Annotated in this window: 21 protein-coding genes; 16 read left to right on the top strand and 5 right to left on the bottom strand. The window is 62.3% G+C overall.

Going from position 1 to position 24,052, the window contains the following annotated elements; all coding sequences use genetic code 11:
- Positions 1 to 44: 44 nt before the first annotated feature.
- A complete protein-coding gene (locus FY112_RS23450) occupies positions 45 to 1,061 on the bottom strand; it encodes a polyprenyl synthetase family protein (protein WP_131630617.1) in 1,017 nt (338 codons plus the stop codon).
- A gap of 108 nt (positions 1,062 to 1,169) precedes the next feature.
- On the opposite strand from FY112_RS23450, the gene FY112_RS23445 reads away from it, so the two are divergent.
- Both FY112_RS23445 and FY112_RS23440 read left to right on the top strand, forming a co-directional pair.
- Positions 1,170 to 1,397, top strand: coding sequence for a DUF2007 domain-containing protein (locus tag FY112_RS23445; RefSeq protein ID WP_003545870.1), 228 nt, complete (start codon positions 1,170 to 1,172; stop codon positions 1,395 to 1,397).
- A gap of 6 nt (positions 1,398 to 1,403) precedes the next feature.
- Positions 1,404 to 2,174, top strand: coding sequence for a methyltransferase (locus FY112_RS23440; protein WP_151519390.1), 771 nt, complete (start codon positions 1,404 to 1,406; stop codon positions 2,172 to 2,174).
- A gap of 29 nt (positions 2,175 to 2,203) precedes the next feature.
- Here FY112_RS23440 and FY112_RS23435 read toward each other — a convergent pair whose 3' ends face one another.
- Entirely contained in the window at positions 2,204 to 3,544 is a 1,341-nt protein-coding gene (locus tag FY112_RS23435; protein ID WP_131630615.1) for an Nramp family divalent metal transporter, read from the bottom strand.
- A 170-nt stretch (positions 3,545 to 3,714) separates the two neighbouring features.
- On the opposite strand from FY112_RS23435, the gene FY112_RS23430 reads away from it, so the two are divergent.
- From FY112_RS23430 to FY112_RS23390, 9 genes are all read left to right on the top strand, one after another.
- Positions 3,715 to 4,575 (top strand): S49 family peptidase, encoded by an 861-nt coding sequence (locus FY112_RS23430; protein WP_131630614.1) that lies wholly within the window; start codon positions 3,715 to 3,717, stop codon positions 4,573 to 4,575.
- An 18-nt stretch (positions 4,576 to 4,593) separates the two neighbouring features.
- On the top strand, positions 4,594 to 4,785 hold the full coding sequence (locus FY112_RS23425; RefSeq protein WP_003545875.1) for a hypothetical protein: 192 nt from the start codon (positions 4,594 to 4,596) through the stop codon (positions 4,783 to 4,785).
- A 289-nt stretch (positions 4,786 to 5,074) separates the two neighbouring features.
- Positions 5,075 to 6,031: a glycine--tRNA ligase subunit alpha gene (locus FY112_RS23420; RefSeq protein WP_151519389.1), complete on the top strand. Its 957-nt coding sequence runs from the start codon at positions 5,075 to 5,077 to the stop codon at positions 6,029 to 6,031.
- A gap of 137 nt (positions 6,032 to 6,168) precedes the next feature.
- On the top strand, positions 6,169 to 6,720 hold the full coding sequence (locus tag FY112_RS23415; protein ID WP_151519388.1) for a LemA family protein: 552 nt from the start codon (positions 6,169 to 6,171) through the stop codon (positions 6,718 to 6,720).
- A 91-nt stretch (positions 6,721 to 6,811) separates the two neighbouring features.
- Positions 6,812 to 8,068 carry a 3-phosphoshikimate 1-carboxyvinyltransferase gene (locus tag FY112_RS23410; protein WP_151519387.1) on the top strand — a complete coding sequence of 419 codons (1,257 nt, stop codon included), beginning with the start codon at positions 6,812 to 6,814 and terminating at the stop codon, positions 8,066 to 8,068.
- Between the two features lie 44 nt (positions 8,069 to 8,112).
- Positions 8,113 to 10,047, top strand: coding sequence for a DUF2207 domain-containing protein (locus FY112_RS23405; RefSeq protein WP_151519386.1), 1,935 nt, complete (start codon positions 8,113 to 8,115; stop codon positions 10,045 to 10,047).
- A 65-nt stretch (positions 10,048 to 10,112) separates the two neighbouring features.
- A complete protein-coding gene (gene purD / locus FY112_RS23400; RefSeq protein ID WP_151519385.1) occupies positions 10,113 to 11,390 on the top strand; it encodes a phosphoribosylamine--glycine ligase in 1,278 nt (425 codons plus the stop codon).
- Positions 11,391 to 11,489: 99 nt separating this feature from the next.
- Complete coding sequence (locus FY112_RS23395; protein WP_151519384.1) at positions 11,490 to 11,951, top strand: plant virulence effector HPE1-like domain-containing protein; 462 nt, start codon at positions 11,490 to 11,492, stop codon at positions 11,949 to 11,951.
- A 461-nt stretch (positions 11,952 to 12,412) separates the two neighbouring features.
- The gene (locus FY112_RS23390) at positions 12,413 to 14,236 is read left to right on the top strand and encodes a methyl-accepting chemotaxis protein (RefSeq protein WP_131623077.1); all 1,824 of its coding nucleotides are present in this window, start codon (positions 12,413 to 12,415) and stop codon (positions 14,234 to 14,236) included.
- Between the two features lie 78 nt (positions 14,237 to 14,314).
- Here the strand turns inward: FY112_RS23390 and FY112_RS23385 are convergent, their stop codons facing one another.
- Complete coding sequence (locus tag FY112_RS23385) at positions 14,315 to 14,803, bottom strand: DUF523 domain-containing protein (RefSeq protein ID WP_094086614.1); 489 nt, start codon at positions 14,801 to 14,803, stop codon at positions 14,315 to 14,317.
- Positions 14,804 to 14,861: 58 nt separating this feature from the next.
- Positions 14,862 to 17,036, bottom strand: a complete 2,175-nt coding sequence (gene glyS, locus FY112_RS23380) for a glycine--tRNA ligase subunit beta (RefSeq protein WP_094086613.1) — start codon at positions 17,034 to 17,036, stop codon at positions 14,862 to 14,864.
- A 413-nt stretch (positions 17,037 to 17,449) separates the two neighbouring features.
- On the opposite strand from glyS, the gene FY112_RS23375 reads away from it, so the two are divergent.
- The 5 genes from FY112_RS23375 to ubiA all read left to right on the top strand — a co-directional run bounded on the left by FY112_RS23375 (position 17,450) and on the right by ubiA (position 23,861).
- Positions 17,450 to 19,759: a Tex family protein gene (locus tag FY112_RS23375; protein ID WP_151519383.1), complete on the top strand. Its 2,310-nt coding sequence runs from the start codon at positions 17,450 to 17,452 to the stop codon at positions 19,757 to 19,759.
- Positions 19,760 to 19,892: 133 nt separating this feature from the next.
- Positions 19,893 to 21,152 (top strand): cyclopropane-fatty-acyl-phospholipid synthase family protein, encoded by a 1,260-nt coding sequence (locus FY112_RS23370; RefSeq protein WP_151519382.1) that lies wholly within the window; start codon positions 19,893 to 19,895, stop codon positions 21,150 to 21,152.
- Positions 21,153 to 21,219: 67 nt separating this feature from the next.
- Positions 21,220 to 21,801, top strand: coding sequence for a histidine phosphatase family protein (locus FY112_RS23365; protein WP_077976573.1), 582 nt, complete (start codon positions 21,220 to 21,222; stop codon positions 21,799 to 21,801).
- Positions 21,802 to 21,928: 127 nt separating this feature from the next.
- Complete coding sequence (locus FY112_RS23360) at positions 21,929 to 22,741, top strand: MipA/OmpV family protein (protein ID WP_017959210.1); 813 nt, start codon at positions 21,929 to 21,931, stop codon at positions 22,739 to 22,741.
- 160 nt (positions 22,742 to 22,901) lie between these two features.
- Entirely contained in the window at positions 22,902 to 23,861 is a 960-nt protein-coding gene (ubiA, locus tag FY112_RS23355; RefSeq protein ID WP_017959211.1) for a 4-hydroxybenzoate octaprenyltransferase, read from the top strand.
- 85 nt (positions 23,862 to 23,946) lie between these two features.
- Here the strand turns inward: ubiA and FY112_RS37985 are convergent.
- Positions 23,947 to 24,052: DUF6101 family protein (locus FY112_RS37985; RefSeq protein ID WP_246700730.1), on the bottom strand; the 106-nt coding region annotated here is incomplete at its 5' end.

Below are 24,052 nucleotides of genomic sequence, written 5' to 3'. Positions count from 1 at the left end.
AAGCGGCGCTGCAAGAAAATCAGCCTGCGATCAAGGACGTTTGATCAATTGACGCGCTCGATGCAGAAGTCGATCACTTCCATCAGGGCGGATTTCCAGACCGTATCGGGAAGGGGCGCAAGCGCATCGCGCGCGATCGTGCCGTAATGGATCGCGCGGCCGATCGTGTCGCTGAGCGTGCCGTATTTGGTGATCAGTCCCAGCGCTTTTTCGAGGTTGGCGTCGGTGCTGTTGCCGGCCTCGATCGCATCACGCCAGAAGGCGCGCTCATCCTCGGTGCCGCGGCGATAGGCGAGAATGACCGGTAGGGTGATCTTGCCCTCGCGGAAATCGTCGCCGACATTCTTGCCGAGATCGACGGCCTTGCCGCCATAGTCGAGCGCATCGTCGACCAGCTGGAAGGCGAGCCCGAGATTCATGCCGTAGGATTTCAGCGCATTGCGGCCGGACCGGCCGGCTTCGGCGACGATCGGCCCGACTTCGGCGGCGGCGGCAAAGAGAGCGGCCGTCTTGGCACGGATGACGGAGAGATAATCGTCCTCCGTCGTCTCCATGTTCTTGGCGACGGAAAGCTGCAGCACCTCGCCTTCGGCGATCACGCAGGCGGCGGCAGACAAGACGTCCAGCGCATCGAGCGAGCCGACATCGACCATCATGCGGAAGGCCTGGCCGAGCAGGAAATCGCCGACCAGCACGCTTGCCTGGTTGCCCCAGATCATCCGCGCCGTCGATTTGCCGCGGCGCAGATCGCTTTCGTCGACGACGTCGTCATGCAGCAGCGTTGCCGTGTGCATGAACTCGACCGATGTGGCGAGCTTGACGTGATTTTCGCCCCTGTAGTCAAACAGCGATGCGGAAGCCAGCGTCAGCATTGGCCGCAGCCGCTTGCCGCCGGACGAGATCAGATGGTTCGCCACTTCGGGGATCATCTGCACATCGGAGCCGGCCTTGGAGAGAATGAGCTGGTTTACTCGCTCCATATCCGCCCTGGTGAGATCGACCAGCGGCTTTATGGATGCCAGTTTGTTTTTGCTTTCTTCAAGCGGTATGACCACGCCCAACGACCCGGACTCCTATTCATTCATTGCACCTGACAATAGAAAGGGGCGATGGACGCGGCAAGGGGTGAATTGTCGCGCTGAGCGAAATTGGAAGGAAAACGACGGCAAATGCATGAGCTTATCCGCGCCAACGATCCCGTTCTTCTCTCCTATGCCGAGAGTTTGATGAAGGATGCCGGAATTCACTGCTTCATCGCCGATCAGGGCATGAGCGTGCTGGAAGGCTCGCTCGGCATGCTGTCGCGCCGCCTGCTGGTGGATGAGGAGATGGCCGATCAGGCGCGCCGCATCCTCACCGATGCCGGTCTCGGCGGCGAGCTGCGCGAGCGGAAGTGAGCTCCGATGACCGCCACTGACACTGTCGATGCCTTTCATCGCGGCGGCTTCCATGTGGTGCAGCCGAAGGGCAGGGGCCATCGCTCCGGCATGGATGCGATGCTGCTTGCCGCTCTCGTCGCCGACGATCGCCCGGTCAGGGTTGCCGATCTCGGCGCCGGCGCCGGCGCTGCCGGCCTTGCCGTCGCCTCGCGCCTTGCCGATGCAGAAGTGGTGCTGTTCGAACGCTCGGCCGAGATGGCCGATTATGCCCGTCGAAGCATCCTGTTGCTCGGCAATGCCCATGTCGCCGGCCGCGTCAGCGTCGTTACGGCCGATGTGACGCTGACCGCCAAGGCGCGCAACGATGCGGGGCTCACCGATGAGAGCTTCCACCACGTCATCATGAACCCGCCCTTCAACGACGCCGGCGACCGGCGCACGCCGGATGTGCTGAAGGCCGAAGCTCATGCCATGACCGATGGTCTGTTCGAAAGCTGGATCCGCACCGCCGGCGCCATCATGATCCCAGGCGGACAATTGTCGCTGATCGCCAGGCCCCAGTCGATCGCCGAGATCATCACGGCCTGCGGCCGGCGCTTCGGCGGCATCGAGATCACCGCCATCCATCCGCGTCCGGGCGAAAATGCCGTGCGGATACTGGTGACTGGTATCAAGGGATCGCGGGCGCGGCTGTCGCTGCGTGCGGCCCTCATCATGCACGAAGAGGGGAGCCACAAGTTCTCCCCTCTCGTCGATGATTTCAACAATGGCCGGGCGGCCTATGCCAGGCTTTAGGCTGGCTTCACACTTTTCCTGAAAATGCTTCAGCCGGTGACGAAGTCGAGGAGCAGCTTGACGTTCAGTCCGGCGATCACGACCGCGATCAGATAGGCGATGCCGCTCAGCCAGCGCGGCGCCACGAGCTCGCCCATCTTGGCCCTGTTGGCAGTAAACATCACCAGCGGGAAGACGGCGAAGGAAAGCTGCAGGCTGAGCACCACCTGGGTAAGGATCAACAGCTCCGCCGTGCCCTGGTCGCCATACCAGATGGTGACGATCGCCGCCGGCACGATGGCGATGGCACGGGTAATCAGGCGGCGCACCCACGGCTTCAGCCGGATCTTGAGGAAGCCTTCCATGACGATCTGGCCGGCAAGCGTCGCCGTCACCGTCGAGTTGAGACCGCAGCAGAGAAGCGCGATGCCAAACAGCGTCGGCGCGATGGCAAGGCCGAGTAGCGGCGACAGCAGCGAATAGGCATCGCCGAGTTCGACGACGTCGGTCTTGCCGTGCGCATTGAAGGCGGCGGCCGCCAGGATCAGGATCGAGGCATTGATCAGCAGCGCGAAACAGAGCGCGACCGTCGAGTCGATCGTCGCAAAGGTCAGCGCCTCCCTCTTTTCGGGAACCGTATGGCCATAGGCCCGCGTCTGCACGATGCCGGAGTGGAGGTAGAGATTGTGCGGCATGACGGTCGCGCCGAGAATGCCGAGCGCCAGGTAGAGCATCTCGGGATTGGTGACGATCTCGGTCGTCGGGAAGAAGCCGGTGAGAACCGCGCCCCATTGCGGGTCGGCCAGCAGGATCTGCACGCCGAAGCAGACCGCGATGACGCCGAGCAGCGCGATGATGAAGGCTTCCACCCAGCGGAAGCCGAGCTTCTGCAGGAAGAGGATCACGAAGACGTCGAGCGCGGTGATCAGCACGCCGAGTTCGAGCGGGATGCCCATCAACAGGTTGAGGCCGATCGCCGTGCCAATCACCTCGGCGATATCGGTGGCGATGATGGCGATTTCCGCAAAGGCCCAGAGCGGCAGCGAGACATATTTCGGAAAGGCGTCGCGGCAGGCCTGCGCGAGGTCGCGGCCGGAGGCGATCGCGAGGCGCGCGCAGAGCGATTGCAGCACGATCGCCATCAGGTTGGAAAGCAGCGCGACGGTGAGCAGCGCATAGCCGAATTTCGAGCCGCCGGCGAGCGATGTCGCCCAGTTGCCGGGGTCCATGTAGCCGACAGCGACCATGTAGCCCGGCCCGGCGAAGGCCGCCGCCCTTCGCCACATCGAGCTGTGACGCCCGGTTCCGACGGTGCGGTAGACATCCGACAGCGACGCTTCTCCGCGTTCGTGCCGCCAGCCGCTCTTTGTATTCGGATTGAGCACGTCCATGCGATTTCCACCTGTTTTATCGTGCACGCACTATGACGAGTTAGAATGATAATGCAAGTCATTCGCAACAACAAATTCAAGCCCAATGTTTTCAGGAACGCAGCCATTGTGTTTGTCGTTCCAGCGCATACATGGGTGACGATCGTGCGACCCGAAGCGAAGGATGGGAAATGGCCGGACTCTTGAGAAAACTGATGCCGAAACGGTTCCGCAAGGACGGCATCACCATTCCGGTCGTTCGCCTGCAGGGGGCGATCATCAGTGGCGGTGGCCAGTTCCGGCCGACCCTCAACCTCGCCAATGTCTCTCCGGTTCTGGAAAAGGCCTTCGCCATGAAGGACGCACCGGCGGTCGCCATCTCGATCAATTCGCCGGGTGGCTCGCCCGTGCAGTCGCGCCTGATCTTCACCCGCATTCGCGAGCTCGCCCGCGAGAAGCAGAAGAAGGTTCTGGTCTTCGTCGAGGATGTCGCCGCCTCGGGCGGTTACATGATCGCGCTTGCCGGCGACGAGATCATCGCCGACGCCACCTCCATCGTCGGCTCGATCGGCGTCGTCTCCGGCGGTTTCGGCTTTCCCGAGCTTCTGAAGAAGATCGGCGTCGAACGCCGCGTCTATACGGCGGGTGAAAACAAGGTGATCCTCGATCCGTTCCAGCCGGAAAAGGAAAAGGACATCGAGTACCTGAAGAGCCTGCAGCTCGAAATCCACCAGGTCTTCATCTCCATGGTGCGCGAACGTCGCGCCGGTAAGCTGAGGGACGATGCGGCGGTGTTTTCCGGCCTGTTCTGGAGCGGCACACGCGGCCTCGAACTCGGCCTCATCGACGGCCTCGGCGACATGCGCCAGGAGCTGAAGCGGCGCTACGGCCAGAAGACCAAGCTGGAGCTCGTCACCGCTGGCCGCGGCCTGTTCGGCCGCCGGATTCCCGGTGTATCGCCGGTCTCGCTCGAAGGTGCTGCATTCGGTCTCGCGACGGGACTTGTCGAAGCGGCGGAAGAGAGAGCATTGTGGAGCCGTTTCGGACTTTGAGAGGAGCAAGAGAGGGGCATGGCACAGCTTATTACGATCCTGGTCCTGGTTTTCTCAGCCTGGTGGCTCTACCGCCGCTTCGTCTCCGATGCCCGCAAGCTCGCCGAAAAGTCGCGCCGCGCTGAAAAGGAGCGCCAGACCGGCGCGATCGGCACGCTGGTCAAGGACCCGGCGACGGGAGAATACCGGCTGAAGCGCGAGGGAGAATAAAATTAAGAGCACAAATTAAAGGGGCCTCGCCACTGCTCTGCCCATCCGGCATCCTAGACCCCTCCCCAGCCCCTCCCCACAAGGGGGAGGGGCTTAACTTGCCACACCCGCTTTCCAGATCTTCGACGTTTCGGGAGGAGCGAGGTGGTACTCCGAGTTAGTTCCTCCCCCTTGTGGGGAAGGGTTGGGGAGGGGTTTTAGATCTCTCCGCCGCCGCAAAAGTCTTGACCCCCGCCGCCCTCCATGGCACCTGTCGCGCCGATAAATCCCAAGCAATCGGTGCCGTTCGATGTCAGCTATACCAGACCATATGAACCCGAAGCGCTCCTTCCAGGCGCTGATCCTGACCCTGCATAACTACTGGGCGGACAAGGGTTGCGCGGTGCTGCAGCCCTACGACATGGAAGTCGGCGCCGGCACCTTCCACCCGGCCACGACGCTACGCGCCCTCGGCCCCAAGCCCTGGAAGGCGGCCTACGTCCAGCCGTCGCGGCGCCCGTCCGACGGCCGCTATGGCGAGAACCCGAACCGGCTGCAGCATTATTACCAGTACCAGGTCATCCTGAAGCCGAACCCTGCGAATCTGCAGGAGCTTTATCTCGGCTCGCTGGCGGCGATCGGCCTCGATCCGCTGCTGCATGATATCCGCTTCGTGGAGGACGACTGGGAAAGCCCGACGCTCGGCGCCTGGGGCCTCGGCTGGGAGTGCTGGTGCGATGGCATGGAAGTCTCGCAGTTCACCTATTTCCAGCAGGTCTGCGGCATCGAATGCTCGCCCGTCGCCGGCGAACTGACCTATGGTCTCGAACGCCTCGCCATGTATGTCCAGGGCGTCGACAATGTCTACGACCTGAACTTCAACGGCCGCGACGGCGACGAGAAGATCAGCTATGGCGACGTCTTCCTGCAGGCCGAGCAGGAATATTCGCGCCATAATTTCGAATTCGCCAATACCGAGATGCTGCATCGCCACTTCGTCGATGCCGAGAAGGAATGCCGGGCGTTGCTCGATGCCGGCGCCCCCGGCGATAACGCAAACCAGCGCCTGCACAAATGCGTCTTCCCGGCCTATGACCAGTGCATCAAGGCAAGCCATGTCTTCAACCTGCTCGATGCCCGCGGCGTCATATCGGTCACCGAGCGCCAGAGCTATATCCTGCGCGTGCGTACGCTCGCCAAGGCCTGTGGCGAAGCCTTCCTGCTGACCGACGCCGGCGGCGTCAACCTCCCCAAAGAGGCGGCGTAACGCAAAGCCTGCTAGCCGTATCGTCGATATCGACGGCTGGTCGGGCACCCCGAATCGTCGCGGATATCGGCGTTTGACGGCAGCCGGCAAACCCGCGTAGTCTCCGCCCGTCATTGCTTCGCTGCGGGGGATTCGCGATGTATATTGCGCTTGGCGTCATCGTTCTGGTCGCGCTTTATCTCGTCTTCGTCTACAACGGCCTGGTTCGCGCGCGGCAGATGGCGGGAGAGGCCTGGTCGGGTATCGATGTCCAGCTCAAGCGCCGCGCCGACCTGATCCCGAACCTGATCGAGACGGTCAAGGGTTATGCCGCTCACGAAAAGACCACTCTCGAAGAGGTCGTTTCCCTTCGCAACAAGGCGCAAGCCGTGCCATCAGGCGATGTCGCCGGCAGGGCGCAGGCGGAAGGTCTGCTCGGTCAGGCGCTGGGCCGCGTCATCGCGCTCGCCGAGGCCTATCCCGATCTCAAGGCCAACGAGAACTTTGCCGAGCTGCAGGCCTCGCTGGAAACCATGGAAGGCGAACTGCAGATGGCGCGGCGTTATTACAACGGTGCCGCCCGCGACCTGAACGTCAAGGTCGAGAGCTTTCCGTCCAATCTCGTCGCCGGCCAGTTCGGTTTTGCCAAGCGGGAATATTTCGAAATCACCAACGAGGCCGACCGCGCTGTTCCCACCGTGAAATTCTGACGATCCGGCATTTTGCCTTTGCGAAAAAGCGATTAAGAGCAGGGGCAGATGGCGACGCGTTTTAGGGTCGCCCTGTGGACGGAAGAACAGCATGACACGCACAGCCAAACTCACGATCATCCCACCGGGCAGGCCGCTTTCGGGCCGCGCCATGCCGCCGGGCTCCAAGTCGATCACCAATCGCACGCTTCTGCTCGCCGGCCTCGCGAAGGGCACGAGCCGGCTGACCGGGGCGCTGAAGAGCGACGACACGCGTTATATGGCCGAAGCGTTGCGCGCCATGGGTGTCGCGATAGACGAACCCGATGACACCACCTTCGTCGTTACCGGCAGCGGCAGGCTGCTGCCGCCGAAAGCGCCGCTCTTCCTCGGCAATGCCGGCACGGCCACGCGCTTCCTGACCGCGGCTGCGGCTTTGGTCGACGGCACCGTCATCGTCGATGGCGACGAGCATATGCGCAAGCGCCCGATCGGCCCGCTGGTCGAAGCGATGCGCACGCTCGGCATCGACGTCACCGCCGAGACCGGCTGCCCGCCGGTCACCGTCAGGGGCACCGGCCGCTTTGAGGCCGACCGAATCCTGATCGATGGCGGCCTGTCCAGCCAATATGTTTCGGCGCTGCTGATGATGGCGGCCGGCGGCGACCGTCCTGTCGATATCGAACTCGTCGGTGAGGATATCGGCGCGCTTGGCTATATCGATCTCACGACGGCGGCGATGAAGGCCTTCGGCGCCAACGTCGAAAAGACCAGTCCCGCCACCTGGCGCGTCGAGCCGACCGGCTACCGGGCCGCCGATTTCATCATCGAGCCGGATGCATCCGCCGCGACCTATCTCTGGGCGGCCGAAGTGCTGAGTGGTGGCAGGATCGATCTCGGCGTGCCGAACGATGCCTTCACCCAGCCGGATGCCAAGGCCTACGAGGCGATCGCCAAATTCCCGCATCTGCCGGCTGAAATCGACGGCTCGCAGATGCAGGATGCCGTTCCGACGATCGCGGTACTTGCCGCTTTCAATGAGACGCCGGTCCGCTTCGTTGGCATCGCCAATCTGCGAGTCAAGGAATGCGACCGCATCCGCGCCCTGTCCACGGGGCTCAACAATATCCGCGCAGGCCTAGCCGTCGAGGACGCCGACGATCTGATCGTCCATTCCGATCCTGCTCTCGCCGGTCAGACGCTGCCGGCTGAGATCGACAGCTTCGCCGATCACCGCATCGCCATGAGTTTCGCACTCGCCGGGCTGAAGATCGACGGCATCACCATTCTCGATCCCGATTGCGTCGGCAAGACCTTCCCCGCCTACTGGCGGACGCTGGCAGCACTTGGCGTGACCTATCAGGACTAAGATTGACGAAACACGCAGCCGAGGCTGCCGGCGGGGAGACAGGGATGGGGCGTCGGTTTTTCGGATTTTGCTTTGCACTCCTGTTGATGCTTGCCGCCCCCGCGGCCTTTGCCGCCGAGGTGATCGACAGTTTCGCCTCCGATATCACGCTCGACAAGAACGGCGCGATGTCGGTGACGGAGACGATCACCGTCAATGCCGAGGGAAATCAGATCAACCACGGCATCTTCCGTGACTTCCCGCTCTATTTCACCGATGCCGCGGGCCGTCGCCGCAGCGTCGATTTCGACATGGTCTCGGTTCAGCGCGACGGCGAGGACGAGCCCTGGCACACCGAATCGATCTCAGGCGGCATCCGTATCTATGCCGGTTCTGTCGATGTGACGGTAACGCCGGGCCGTCATCGCTATGTCTTCACCTACAGGACCAATCGCCAGATCCGTTATTTCGACGATCATGACGAACTCTATTGGAACGTCACCGGCAATGGCTGGAACTTCCCGATCCGCCTGGCAACCGCGGCGGTGAAGCTGCCGCCCGGCGTCGCTGCGACGGAGACGACTTTCTTCACCGGCCCTGAGGGCGCGACGGAAAAGGATGCCCGCGTCAGCGAAACCGGCGCCGGCCTGGTCTTTTCCACCACCGCGCCGCTTGATGCCCACGAAGGCCTGACGTTTGCGATCCGCATGCCGAAGGGTTCGATCGACCCGCCGAGCGCGGATATGGAAAGCACCTGGTGGCTGAAGGACAACCGCAATTATTTTATCGGCTTCGGCGGCCTGATCCTGGTTTTCGCCTATTACACGCGCTCCTGGCTGAAGGTCGGTCGCGATCCCGCCCGTGGTGTCGTCGTGCCGCGCTGGGACGCGCCTGACGGCATCTCGCCGGCGCTGGTCAACTACATCGACAATAAGGGCTTCTCCGGTGAGGGCTGGACGGCGCTGTCCGCCACCGCGCTCAATCTTGCCGTCCGCGGTTACGTCAAGCTGGAAGACCTGAAGAACTCGATCGTCATCCAAGGCACCGGCAAGCCGCTCGGCAAGGAGAAGTTCCAGGCCGGCGAGATCGAATTGCTGAGAGTTGCCGGCGGCGCCGGCGCGACGCTGACGATCGACAAGGCCAATGGCGAGCGGGTGAAGTCCGTCGGCCAGTCCTTCCGCTCGGCGATCGAGAAGGAGCATCGCGGTAAATATTACAATTCCAACCTGATCTATACCGCAGGCGGCATCGCGCTCAGTGCCGCGGCCCTGGTGATCCTGTTCGTTTTCGGTTCGCTGGAGCCCGACACCATCGCGGTGATGCTGATCCCGATCGTCATCTCGGTCTTCGTTTCGGTCTTCGTCGCCGGCCTCGTCAGGTCGCTGCATCGCGGCAAGTCGCTGTTCGGCAAGATCATCGCCATCATCTCCGCCGCGATCGGCGTCTTCGTCGGCACCAGCATCCTGGCGACCATGGGATTGGCGCTTGCCTCCTCGTTGGTGGAACTGCACGAAACGCCGATGCTCTTTGCTGTCGGCGGCATCGTGCTTTTGAACATTCTCTATTTTTTCATCATGGGTGCGCCGACCCCGCTCGGCGCCAAGATGATGGATGGCATAGACGGCCTGCGCCAGTATCTGACGCTTGCCGAGAAAGACCGGATGAACACGACTGGCGCCCCGGAAATGTCGCCGCGGCATTTCGAGACGCTGCTGCCCTATGCGGTGGCGCTGGGCGTCGAAAAGCCCTGGTCGCGCACCTTCGAAACCTGGCTTGCGGCCGCTGCCGCCGGCGCGGCTGCTGCCTATGCGCCCGCCTGGTATTCCGGCAATTTCAACAGTGGCAGCTTCTCCGATCGTATCGGCGGCTTTTCCTCTTCGATGGCCTCGACCATTGCGTCGACGATACCTTCGCCGCCGCCATCGAGCTCATCCTCCGGTTTTTCCGGCGGCGGCTCGTCCGGCGGCGGTGGCGGGGGTGGTGGAGGCGGGGGCTGGTAAGCTTTCCTGCTTGACCTTTCGGCCCCTGGCCCTTAACCGCCAGACAGAAAAGGAAAGGGTGGCGCATGAAGGTTCTGTTGATCGGATCGGGCGGACGCGAGCATGCGCTTGCCTGGAAGCTGGCGCAATCGCCGTTGATGACGGAACTCTACGCCGCACCCGGCAATCCCGGCATTGCCGAACATGCCATCCTCGTGCCCGTTGACATCGAGGATCACGAAGCAGTCGTGGCCTTCTGCAAGGAGAAGGCGATCGATTTCGTCGTCGTCGGCCCGGAGGCGCCGCTGGTTGCCGGCCTTGCCGACCGGCTGCGCGCCGATGGCCTGGCGGTGTTCGGTCCCTCCGCTGCCGCCGCCCAGCTCGAGGGTTCCAAGGGCTTCACCAAGGATATCTGCGCCCGCTACGATATTCCGACAGGCGCCTACCAGCGCTTCAACAATGGACCGAAGGCGAAAGCCTATATCCGGGCACAGGGCGCGCCGATCGTCGTCAAGGCCGATGGTCTTGCCGCCGGCAAGGGCGTGACGGTCGCGATGACGCTGGACGAGGCCCTGGCTGCCGTCGACGACTGCTTCGAGGGCGCCTTTGGCGCTGCCGGCGCTGAAGTCGTCGTCGAAGCCTATCTCGATGGCGAGGAGGCGAGCTTCTTCTGTCTCTGCGATGGCAAAAATGCGCTGCCGCTCGCAACCGCCCAGGATCATAAGCGGGTGGGCGAGGGCGATACCGGCGTCAATACCGGCGGCATGGGCGCCTATTCGCCGGCGCCTGTGATGACTGCCGAAATGGTCGAGCGCACTATGAAGGAGATCATCGAACCGACGATGCGCGGCATGGCCGAGAGCGGTCATCCTTTCTCCGGCGTCTTTTTCGCCGGGCTGATGATCACCAGCAAGGGGCCGGAGTTGATCGAATACAATGTCCGCTTCGGCGACCCCGAATGCCAGGTGCTGATGATGCGGTTGAAGAGCGATCTCCTGCCGCTGCTGCTCGCCACCGCCAATGGCACGCTCGATCAGGTCAAGGCCGAATGGAGCGACGATCCGGCACTGACGGTGGTCATGGCCTCGAAGGGGTATCCCGGCGCCTACGACAAGAATACGCCGATTCTCTCCCTGCCCGATGCAGGCGAGGGCGAGAAGGTGTTTCACGCCGGTACGGGTCTGAAGGACGGCGCATTGGTTGCGACTGGCGGCCGTGTGCTGAATGTTACCGCGTCAGGCGGCACGGTCGCCGAGGCCAAGGACCGCGCCTACACGCTGCTTGACAGGGTGAGATGGGAAAACGGCTTCTGCCGGCGCGACATAGGCTGGCGGGCGATCGAGCGCGAAACCGGCTCGGAATGAGTATAAACCGCCAAGTTCTTTAAATTTTTACCCTTTCCCCTGACGGGATGGAAACAAAGCTGCGCTAATTTGCTCCTGAGATGAGAGGGAGTAACTTTGATGCGTCAGATTTTCCTCGGTGCGGCAATCCTGCTGATGGCAGGTTCTGCGATGGCGTCCTCGATAGAGGTGGTCGGCAAGACCGCGCCGTCCGCTGAAGGCAGCATCGTCACCGAAACCTGCGCCCATTGCCCGCCGCTCCAGGCCGAGCTGACCAAGAGGGACTATACGGTGCCGGAGCTGAAGCCCGGCGTCCTCCAGGCGAGTGAAATCCGCGATGTCGGCGGCGAAAAGAAGCTCTATCGCACCGAAGGCTGGATGGGCGGCTCGCCCGTCGTCTTCGTCAGCAAGGCAACCCCGGAAGCGATGCTTGCCGCGGCACCTTCCGCCCCGCCTGTCGACGGCATCGACATGAGTGCGACGACGGCAGCCGTCATCGGCGGCGACGCCAGGCCCGTTGCGGCCGGCATGGCGGAACAACCGGCAGCCCTTAACGCTTCCGATTTCAAGCTGCGTTTCTAACAGCAACTTCCTGGAAAAGTGCGCAACGGCTTTCCCAGGCAAAGCGCGAAGCGGTTTTGCCGGGAATTGCGAAAAACAAAAAAGTTCCCTGCCCCTGCCTGATCAAGGTTTCGATCGATTGGGGTTCCACCACCGGTGGACCGAATGCACCCTCGATGAGCAGCGAGGGTGCATTCATGTTTTGATGCGCCGGGCACGCCGAGAGTTCGAAAAAAAATGATATTTGGCCGACGGATGAAGATCCGGCGGTTTTTCTTTGTAAGCACCCTGGATTTTAAGGGAAATTCGGATCGCGAACAATAAAGTTAAAGCTTTTTTATCGGGTGGGCATCAATTGTTCCTCACCCGGTCGCAGCATGTTTGTTTTAGCAGCGGTAGACGCGTCCTCTTTTTCGGCGCGCTCGCACAGGCGGTAGAAAACCGCACCGGAATGCAGCCATCCATTCCCGTTGCGAGGCGTCATGAAAAATTTGAAGATATCGAAGCAGCTCATATTGCTGGTCGTCGGCCTGATGATCGCCTTTGCGATCGCCACCTCTCTGCAGATCCGCTCCTCGGTCGATGCAATCTACAAGGAGCGTTATGACATGCTCCGCGCCGAGGTTCAGTCGGCGGTCTCGGTCCTCAAGCTTTACCAGGCCAAGGTAACCGCGGGCGAAATGAAGCTCGAGGATGCCCAAAAGCAGGCCTACACCACCGTCAACGGGATGAAATACGATCCGGACGGCTATTTCTTCGGTTATAGCTACGACGTCCAGATGATGTTCCATTATGATGCCGCGAAAGTCGGGCAGAACCTGAAGGGTCAGCCGGACAGCAAAGGCAAGCTCTATCGCGAAGAGCTGGTCAAGCTCGGGCAGCAGGGCGGCGGTCTCGTCGAATTTTATTCCACCAGCAAACCGGGCCAGCCGGCGGGCGATTTCCGCAAGACGGCCTATGCACAGGCCTTCGAACCTTGGAAGGTTGTCGTCGTTACCGGCGTCTATATGGACGATCTTGATGCTCAGATAAACAGCACGATCCTGACTGCACTCTCCGGCAGCATCGTTCTGTTCTTCCTTGCCATGGCAGCCGCCTACATCGTCATTCGCGGCATATCGGGGCCTCTCAACAATGTCCACGCCGCCCTGAAGGCGGTCTCGGAAGAGGACGTTTCCATCGCCATCCCGCATACCGGCATGAATAACGAAGTCGGCATGATGGCCAAGGCGACTCTCTCGCTGCAGGAAAAGATCAGGGAGCGCCATCAGATGTCCGATCGCGAGGCGGCCCAGCAGCTGGCGCTGGAAAGCGAGCGCGAAAACAACTTGCGCCAGCAGCAGGACGAGGCAACGCTGCAGGCGCGCGTGGTGACGACGATCGGCCAGGCGCTGGAGATGATCGCCCGCGGTGATCTCACCGTCCGCTGCGCCGATCTCGGCCAGAAATACGCCGCCCTTCGCGACAACTTCAACGATGCGCTGTCGCATCTCGAAGCCGCCATGGCCAAGGTCAGCGCGAAGGGCACCGATATCGGCACCAGCAAGGAAGAGATCCGCCGGGCTTCGAACGAACTGTCGCAGCGCACCGAACGCCAGGCTGCCAGCCTCGAAGAAACCTCGGCGGCCCTCGACGAACTCACCGTCGCCGTCCGTCAGACGGCCGATGGCGCCCATGAAGCCAGCAAGCGCGTCCATTCGGTCAGCACCGAAGCCACCCATAGCGATGCGATCGTCACCCAGGCGATCGAGGCGATGAGCGGCATCGAGAAGTCGTCGTCGGAGATCACCAAGATCATCGGCGTCATCGACGAGATCGCGTTCCAGACCAATCTGCTGGCGCTGAATGCCGGCGTCGAGGCAGCCCGTGCCGGCGAATCCGGCAAGGGTTTTGCGGTCGTCGCTCAGGAAGTCCGCGAACTCGCCCAGCGCTCCGCCGCTGCGGCCAAGGAGATCAAGGATCAGATCGCCCGCTCCTCCAGCCAGGTCGACCACGGCGTCCGTCTGGTCGGCGAGGCAGGCGAGGCGCTGAAGCGCATCTCCGATCAGATCAAAGCCGCCAACGAGATCGTCGCCAAGATCGCCCACAGCGCCTCCGAACAGGATACGACGCTGCGCTCGATCTCGTCGTCGATGAACCAGCTCGATGCCGCCACCCAGCAGAATGCCGCCATGGCCGAGGAGACCACGGCATCGGCAGAGACGCTGGCCAGCGATACCGACGAGCTGATCGACCTTATCCGCGGCTTCCGCGTCAGTGGCGAAAGCGCTGCCCCGGCTATGCATCAAGGTCGCCGTGCCGCTTAAACGGCGCGTGACAAAAGCGTTTTTATCACCAAATTCTTAGCGGCCGTCGGTTCTCCGGCGGCCGTGCCATTTGGACCCCTATTCCGCGATACGGTCGATCAACTGCTCGATTTCGTGATCGGAAAACACTTCGACGCCGGCTGCCTTCAGCGCCGCCGCCGTCACGCCGTTGCCGGCCTGCTTACGGCCGGAAAACGTGCCGTCATAAATGAAACCGGACCCGCAGGACGGGCTGCCGTCGATGAGCAGCGCATAATGGCAGCCGGCTTGCAGTGCGAGCGTCACGGCATTCTTGGCAGCCTGCAGGAATTCTTCCGTTACATCGGCGCCCGTCAGCTCGACAACCCGCGCCTTGCCGGCCAGCACCTCTTCGCCGGTTGCCGCCTCTGCGATCTCCGCGGGCGGCCGCGGCACCGTCATGCCAGCCGACATCTCGGGACAGATCGTCACCAGCCGGCCCTCGGCCCGCCAACGCTCGATCGCAGGGTGAAGCAACGGCTTCGCCCGCCCGTCATAGCGGACGGCGTGCCCCATGAGACAGGCGCTGACGAGAATCTTGCTCTGCATGTCTGCATGAATAACGCCACGGCGGCGGCAATGCCAGACCGCCGATGGCGGCCGAACATCACCCCGAAATCTTCGAGAAGTCCGCAACCGTTCCCGTCGCCTCGCGGATCAGTCGCAGCAGCGCGAGACGGTTGGCGCGGATGGCAGCGTCCTCGTCGTTGACGAGCACCTCTTCGAAGAAGCGGTCGACTGGGCCGCGCAGCTTGGAAAGCGCTTCCATCGCCGAGCGGAAATCCTCTCCGGCAACGGCGCCCGAGGCATCCTTCGAGGCGCTGGAGATTGCGGCGAAGAGCTCCTTCTCGGCATCGAGCTTCAGAAGCGCTGGCGAAACGCCGTCGGCGATCACGGTGCCCTTCTTTTCCTCGGCGGCAAGCAGCTGCGTCGCGCGTTTTGTGCCGGAAAGCAGGTTCTTGCCGTCTTCCGAGGTGATGAAAGCCGTCAGCGCTTCGACGCGGCGCGCCACCATCAACAGGTCGTCGGCATCGGGCGTCAGCACGGCGTCGATCAGATCATGGCGGGCGCCCTGGTCGCGCAGATAGACCCTGAGACGGTCGTGGAAGAAGGAGAGCAGGTCGGAGATGGCTTCTCCGGTAACCTCGATTTTCTCCGTTCCGAGCACCTTAGCGTCGAAGGCTACCCCAATTAAAGACGCCAAAAGCGGCAGGCGGATTCTTCGCTCCAAGAGGATCCTGACGACACCGAGCGCCGCCCGCCGCAGGGCGAACGGATCCTTCGACCCGGTCGGCTTTTCGTCGATAGCCCAGAAGCCGATCAGCGTATCGAGCTTGTCGGCAAGGGCGATAGTGATCGCTACCTTATCCTCCGGCACGCGATCGGACGGACCCTGCGGCTTGTAGTGATCCTCGATTGCTGCGGCAACGGAGGCATTCTCGCCCTGCAGCACCGCATATTTGCGGCCCATCAAGCCTTGCAATTCCGGGAATTCGCCAACCGCTTCGGTGCGCAGATCGGCCTTGGCAAGTACCGCAGCACGATCGACGAGAGCTGAATCCGCGCCTGTGATGCCAGCCAATTCCTTGGCCAGGGCGCGGATGCGGGCAACGCGTGCGCCCTGCGTGCCGAGTTTGGCATGGAAGGTCACGTCGAGCGCGTCGAGCTTGGCCATGCGCTGGTCGAGCGGCTTCTTGATGTCGAGGCCGAACTTTGCCGCCGAAGCCGTCAGCGTTTCGAGATCCGGCAGATCGCCCTGGTCGCGCTTCCAGAAATGCAGCGCATCGGAAAGCCTTGCCCGCACCACCTTGCCGTTGCCGTGGACGATTTCCTTGCCGCCGTCGCTCGCCTGGATGTTGGAGACCAGGATGAACTTGTTCGACAGCGTCTCGCTGCCGCTCGCGCGCGTCACGAAACACTTCTGGTTGGTCTTGATCGTCAGCCGGATGATTTCTGAGGGGATCGAGAGATAATCCTCCTCGAAACTGCCCATCAGCACCTGCGGCCATTCGACGAGGCCGGAGACTTCCTCCAGCAGGCCTTCGTCTTCCACCAGCTCCAGCCCGTTGGCAAAGGCGATGTCGCGGGCGTCGTGCAGGATGATGTCCTTGCGCCGCTCGGCGTCGAGGATGACCTTCGCCTTTTCCAGGTTCGCCGCATAATCGTCGAAGCGCCGCACCGTGATCGCCTCGGGCGCGTGGAAACGGTGGCCGTAGGTGATGTTGGAAGCGGTGATGCCGTCGATCTCGAAGGGGATGACGGTGGTCTCTTCATGCTCCGGGCCGAAGGTGCAGACGATCGACTGCAGCGGCCGCACCCAGCGTAGCGCACCGGGCTTCGATGAAGCCTTGCCCCAGCGCATCGACTTCGGCCAGGGAAAATCGCGGATGATGCCGGGCATCACATCGCTGACGATCTCTTCCGTCGCACGGCCGGGCTTGGAGATGACTGCGACGTAGAAATCGCCCTTCTTCGGATCGCTCATCACCTGCGCCTCGGAGACGGAGGACAGTCCTGCACCGCGCAGAAAACCCTCGATCGCCTTTTCGTTGGCGTCGGTGCGCGGCCCCTTGCGTTCCTCGCGCACATCGGCGGAGCGTGCCGTCAGCCCATGGATGTCGAGCGCAAGCCGCCGCGGCGTCCAGTATTCGCGTGCGCCCTCGTAGGATAGACCCGCTTCGACAAGCGCATCGGTGACGAGCTTCTTCAGGTCGCCGGCAGCCTTGCGCTGCATGCGGGCCGGAATCTCTTCGGAGCGGAGTTCGAGAAGAAGGTTTGGCATGTCAATCTTTTCCTTGCGCCCGCGGGCAGGGCGATCCAAAAACGTTGCTTCTGCTATCAAAGAATGCCGCATCTGCACAACCGCAAAAACGGACGAGAGCGATGGGGTGGGGCAACCGGCAGGCGTGTTGCCGCGTGGCCCCTCATCCGCCCTGCCGGGCACCTTCTCCCCGATGGGTAGAAGGGGAGTTGCGGCAGCGATCCATTCTTGCCGCTGCCGTTTGTGATGGAGGAAAGCAGTACGGCATATCCCTTCTCCCCTCGGGGAGAAGATGCCGGCAGGCAGATGAGGGGGCCACACGGCAACACGTCGATGATCCTCCAATCCATTAACCTGTGAAAACCACAGTCGGGCATTGCCTTGCCGCTTTTCGCCGCTATGGTCCCGCCACCTCTGACGAAACAGGAAATCCCATGGCCGCAGACCTCCGTTTTCTCGCAGCCCGCATCTCCGCCGAAATCAACGCCCGGCCCGAACAGGCCAAAGCCGCCATCGAGCTGCTCGACGAGGGCGCAACCGTGCCCTTCATCGCCCGCTACCGCAAGGAAGTGACGGGCGGGCTTGACGATACGCAGCTGCGCAATCTCGCCGAACGGCTGGTCTATCTGCGCGAACTCGAAGCCCGGCGCGACGCGATCGTCGAATCGATCACCGGCCAGGGCAAGATGACCGACGAGCTGATGACCAAGGTCGCAGGCGCCGAAACCAAGGCCGAGCTCGAAGATCTCTATCTGCCCTACAAGCCGAAGCGCCGCACACGGGCGGAAATCGCCCGCGAACGCGGCCTCGGCCCGCTCGCCGAGACGATCCTTGCCGACCGAGCCAGGGAACCGGCGGTATTGGCCGAAGGCTTCGTCACAGCTGATGTGCCCGATGTGAAGACGGCGCTCGAAGGCGCGCGCGACATCATCGCCGAAGGCATTGCCGAAAATGCCGACCTGCTCGGCAAGTTGCGCGCCCATATGCGCCAGGCCGCACTGCTGAAGGCAAAAGTCGTCGACGGCAAGCAGGCAACGGGCGAGAAGTTTTCCGACTATTTCGACCATTCCGAACGCTGGGCGACTGCGCCGGGCCACCGCGCGCTCGCGATGCTGCGCGGCTGGAACGAGGAGGTGCTGACGCTGACGATCGAGGCCGACGCCGAAACCGCCTCTCCGAACAAGCCGGTCGAACGCATGATCGTGGCGGCTTACGAGATCGGTACGAGCCGTCCCGGCGACCGCTGGCTGATGGAGGTCGCAAGCTGGACCTGGCGCGTCAAGCTTTCCATGTCGCTCTCGCTCGACCTGATGCGGGAACTGCGCGAAAGGGCCGAAGAGGAGGCGATCCATGTCTTCGCCCGCAATCTGAAGGACCTGCTCTTGGCAGCGCCCGCCGGCTCGCGCGCGACGATGGGTCTCGATCCCGGCATCCGCACCGGCGTCAAGGTCGCTGTCGTCGACGGCACCGGCAAGGTGGTGGCGACATCGACCGTCTATCCATTCCAGCCGAGGAACGATGTGCGCGGTGCCCAGGTCGAGCTCGCATCGCTGGTCCGCAAGCACAATGTCGAGCTGATCTCGATCGGCAACGGCACCGGCAGCCGCGAAACCGAAAAGCTGGTGGCCGACATGCTGGCCGAGTTGCCGGCGCCGAAGCCGACCAAGGTCATCGTGTCGGAAGCCGGCGCCTCGGTCTATTCCGCCTCGGCGACCGCAGCGGCAGAATTCCCCGATCTCGACGTGTCGCTGCGCGGCGCCGTCTCCATCGCGCGGCGCCTGCAGGATCCGCTGGCCGAACTCGTCAAGATCGAGCCGAAGTCGATCGGCGTCGGCCAATATCAGCATGATGTCGACCAGCAGAAGCTGTCGCGTTCGCTCGATGCCGTGGTGGAAGACGCGGTGAATGCCGTCGGTGTCGACCTCAACACGGCGTCAGCGCCGCTGCTCGCGCGTGTCTCCGGCCTCGGCCCGTCGATCGCCGACGCCATCGTCCGCCACCGCGACAGCGAGGGCCGTTTCGAGACGCGAAAGGATCTCCTGAAGGTCGCCAGATTGGGCGGCCGCACCTTCGAGCAATGCGCCGGGTTCCTGCGCATTCCCAACGGCAAGGAGCCGCTCGATTCCTCCTCGGTGCATCCGGAGGCCTATGGCGTCGCCAAGAAGATCGTCGCCGCCTGCGGCCGCGATCTGCGCGCGCTGATGGGCGATAGTGCCGTGTTGAAATCGGTGGATCCGCGCCAGTTTATCGACGAGAAATTCGGCCTGCCGACGGTCAGGGACATTATCGCGGAATTGGAAAAGCCTGGCCGCGACCCGCGTCCGAGCTTCAAGACCGCGACCTTTGCCGAGGGCGTCAACGAAATTTCCGACCTGACGCCCGGCATGGTGCTGGAAGGCACGGTGACCAACGTCGCCGCCTTCGGCGCCTTCGTCGATATCGGCGTGCACCAGGATGGCCTGGTGCATGTCTCCCAGCTTGCCGATCGCTTCGTCAAGGATCCCCACGAAGTCGTGAAGGCCGGCGATGTCGTCAAGGTGCGGGTTGTCGAAGTCGATGCCAAGCGCAAGCGCATCGCTCTCTCGATGAAACGTGATGACGGCTCTTCAGCCTCTCCGCCGCGTGGTGATTCTCGCGGAAGTCAGGGTTCCCGGCCGCAGAACGAACGCCGGCCGGCGGCGCAGAAAGCCGAAAGCCAGGGTGCATTCGGTGCAGCACTTGCCGAAGCCATGAAGCGAAAATAAAGGTTTAGCCGGAATTTCGGCAAAAATGCAACAGTTTGGCAGCGTTCTGAGCGGAGTGCTAAATCGGGCGCTTGTAAGGCGAAAGAGAGCTATTAAGTTGATGTGACTATCCTGTCACATTTGCGAGGCGTCCATGGCGTCGGCATTCTTATCGATCGTCCAGCAAATCGTCCGCAAGGGTTCATTAAAACTTACCCTTGCCAATGGCGAAACCCACATTATCGGCGACGGCACCGGTGAACCCGTTGTCGCCCGCCTTGCCGATCAAGAGGCCGAGGACGCCATCCGGCGCGACCCGACCATGAAGCTCGGCGAAATGTACATGCAAGGCCGGTTCATTCTCGAACAGGGCAACATCTATGATTTCCTGTCGCTGGTGAAGCAGAACACCACCAACGAGATCTTCGATTTCAAGATGGCGGCACTGCTTCTCGGCCGCATTGCCTGGCAGCAACTGAAGAACCGCGTGCCGGTCAATCGCAACAAGCACAATGTCGCCCATCATTACGACCTGTCGGCCAAGCTCTTCGATCTTTTCCTCGATGAGGACTGGCAATATTCCTGCGCCTATTTCGAGCCGCCGGGGATTGGTCTCGACGAGGCGCAGCTCGCCAAGAAGCGCCATATCGCCGCCAAGCTTCTGCTCGCGCCGAACCAGCGCATCCTGGAGATCGGCTCCGGCTGGGGCGGCATGGGCATGTACCTGACGGAGGCGACGGAAGGTGCCGAGTTCACCGGCATCACGCTGAGCGAGGAACAGCTCAAGGTCTCGCGTAAGCGCGCCGAAAAGCGCGGCCTTGCCGATCGGGTGCGTTTCGAACTGCAGGACTACCGCACCATGACGGGCAGGAAGTTCGACCGCATCGTTTCGGTCGGCATGTTCGAACATGTCGGCATCGGCCATTACGGCAATTTCTTTCGTAAGGTATCGGATCTCCTCGATGACAACGGCGTCATGGTGCTGCATTCGATCGGCCGCCCCAAGCCGAGCTTCGGCACCAATGCCTTCATCGAGAAATACATTTTCCCGGGCGGCTACATCCCTTCCGTCGGCGAGGTCGTGCCGCCGCTTGAAAAGGCCGGGCTGCTGGTCAAGGATATCGAAATCCTGCCGCTGCATTATGCCTATACGCTGCGTCATTGGCGCGAGCGTTTCGTGGCGCGCAAGGCCGAAGCGGTGGCACTTTACGACGAGCAGTTCTTCCGCATGTGGGAATTCTATCTGGCGGGTTCCGAAATGGGCTTCCGCTGGGACGAGCTTTTCATCCTGCAGATCCAGATCGCCAAGAACCAGTTCGCCGTTCCCGACAATCGTAGTTACATTGCGCGGAATGAAGCGAAGTTGAAGGAATTCGAGGCGAGGCGCGCCCCGCTCGAAAAGGTGACATTCTGATCCCCCGGAAATGCCGCTTCCGCTGGCGATTTTGCCGAGGAGCCAATTCTCATGAAAGGTTGTGCCGATGAGCAGTGCGTTTCCCGAGATCTACCTGGTCCGCCACGGTGAAACCGAATGGAGCCTGTCGGGGCGGCATACCGGACGCAGCGATATTCCCTTGACGGCGAACGGCGAGGCCGCCGCCCGCAAACTCGCCGACCGGCTGGCGGGCCTTAGCTTCTCCGCCGTCTGGTCGAGCCCGTCCGAGCGGGCCCGCAAGACCTGCGCGCTCGCCGGGTTCGGATCGGGCGCGGTGATCAAGGACGATCTCGCCGAATGGGACTACGGCTCTTATGAAGGCATCACCACCAAGGCGATCCTTGCCAACCGCCCCGGCTGGCAGCTCTTTCGCGACGGCTGCCCGAAGGGCGAATTCGCCGCCGATGTCGGCGATCGCGCCGACGCCGTGATTAGCGGACTTCGTCAAACGGCCGGCACCATCCTGGTCTTTTCGAGCTCGCATTTCCTGCGCGTCCTCGCCGCCCGCTGGCTCGGCCTGCCGCCGGAAGACGGCTCCCGTTTCGTACTCGATACGGCCAGCATCAGCGTGCTCGGCTACGAGCACGATCTGACCGAGCCGGTCATCCGCCGCTGGAACCAGCGGTAAAAACCAGACGCAGTCGTCTGCCTGCTCAATCTCGCCGCCGTGGTTAACATTGGGGTAACGACATCGGGATAGATGTAGCGAGCGCCGCCCTCCGCGGCTTTGTTTTTGCGTTTTCTGGAGTGTGGACGTGTCTCATCGATCAGTCGTATCGATCTCTTTGGCTATTGCCCTTTTATCTGCTGGCTCGGCGGCCGCCCAGGAAAGCGGCCAGCACTTCTGGTCCGGCGACTGGTATCTGAGCGTCGGCGTCGCCGGCTTCTCCGCCCCGAAATTCGAGGGCTCGTCGCACAATGAATTCAAGTTCAGCCCGTTGATCTCGGTCGGTCGCCAAGGCGCCGGCCCGCGTTTTTCCTCGCGCAACGACAATCCGTCCTTCGCCCTCATCGACAAGGGCGCTTTCCGCGCCGGCATCGTCGGCAGGTTCGTGCCGTCGCGCGATGACGGCGACGGCAGCGAGCTGAAGGGCTTGAAGAAGGTCAAATGGGGGGCGGAAGCCGGCGGTTTCGTCGAGGTCTACCCGACAGATTTCCTTCGTGCCCGCGCCGAAGTCCGCCAGGGCATCCGCTCGCATGACGGCATCGTCGCCGATCTCGCGGTCGATGCCTTCACCGATATCGCCCCCGACCTGCAGCTATCAGGCGGCCCGCGTGCGACCTTCGCCACCAGCGGCTATTACGACGCCTATTATGGCGTCAACGCCAAGCAGGCGGCGGCAAGCGGCCTTGATCCCTATAAGCCGTCGTCTGGCATCCAATCCTATGGCGCAGGCGCGGCGCTGACCTGGAAGGCGACGGAAAACCTCTCGGCAAGTTCCTTCCTCGAATATAAGCGGCTGGCAGGCCCTGCCGCCGACAGCAGCCTCGTGCGTGACCGCGGCTCGAAGAACCAGGTCCTGATCGGCGTCTCGGCGACCTACAAGTTCAATTTCTCACTGCAGTGATTGACGCGGCTGCGCATCCCATCTCAGATGCGCAGCGCTGTAATGCTTTGAATTGCCCTATAATTTCACCGTTGGATCAGAATCGATCCAACGGTGATGCAAATGGCAGTGCAATGATCGCTTCTTGACCGCATCGACGGCCCGCCGCTAGATGAGCGGCATGCACGATACCGGCGACTTCAACGATCGCGTCTCCGACGCACCTTCCGATAACTGGGTCTACCGGATCCTGCCGCCATGGCTTTGGCCTTATGCACAGCTCGCACGCTGGGACCGCCCCATCGGCTGGCAGCTCTTGATGTGGCCGTGCTTCTGGTCGGCGACACTTGCGGCCAATGCGGCGATCGGCGAGGGGATCTATTCCGGCAGCTTGCTGGTGTCTCATTTGTTCCTTTATTTCATCGGCGCGGTCGCCATGCGCGGCGCCGGCTGCACCTATAATGATCTCGTCGACCACGAGATTGACATGGAAGTGGCGCGCACGCGGTCGCGTCCGCTGCCCTCCGGCCGCGTCACGCGCGCCCACGCGAAGATCTTCATCGGCCTGCAGGCGCTGGTCGGCCTCATCGTGCTGCTGCAGTTCAACTGGCTCAACGTCTTCCTCGGCGTGCTCTCGCTCGGGATCGTGGCGTTTTATCCCTTTGCCAAACGTTTCACCGACTGGCCGCAATTCTACCTCGGACTTGCCTTCTCCTGGGGCGCGCTGATGGGCTGGGCCGGGATTATGGGCGGCCTCTCCTTCGCCGCTATCCTGCTCTACGCCGCCTCCGTCGCCTGGACGATCGGTTATGACACGATCTATGCGCATCAGGACAAGGAGGATGACGAGCTGATCGGCGTCCGCTCCACCGCGCGCCTGTTCGGCGACAGGACACGGTTATGGCTGATCGGCCTTTATGGGCTGACGCTGCTGCTGATGTTTATCGCTTTCGCTCTCGCCGGCGCCAATCTCATCGCATTTCTGGCCTTGCTCGGCGCCGCCGGCATGTTCGCCTGGCAGATCGTGCGGCTCGATATCAACGATCCCGACCAGTGCCTGGCGCTCTTCAAGTCAAACAACCGCGTCGGCCTGATCATCTTCTTCGGCCTTTTCGTCTCGCTGCTCTTCGCCATTCCCTGATTGGGACGATGAATGAAACGATAAACCCGGCGCGGGCGCCGGGTTTCAAAATGGCATTACCACATTGGGACTTTCGCGATTTCGCTTAAGTCCGGGCGATGATTTCCTTACCTTCGATCTTCATGGCGACGCCCAGCCGGCCGGTGGTGCGGCGCACGAGGAAGCGCGGGCGGCGGTTGGCGAAGTAGGAA

It is taken from the genome of Rhizobium sp. PEPV16 (assembly GCF_008919455.1).
GTDB classification, from domain to species: domain Bacteria; phylum Pseudomonadota; class Alphaproteobacteria; order Rhizobiales; family Rhizobiaceae; genus Rhizobium; species Rhizobium leguminosarum_Q.
This window is presented reverse-complemented; position numbering and strand designations above follow the sequence as displayed.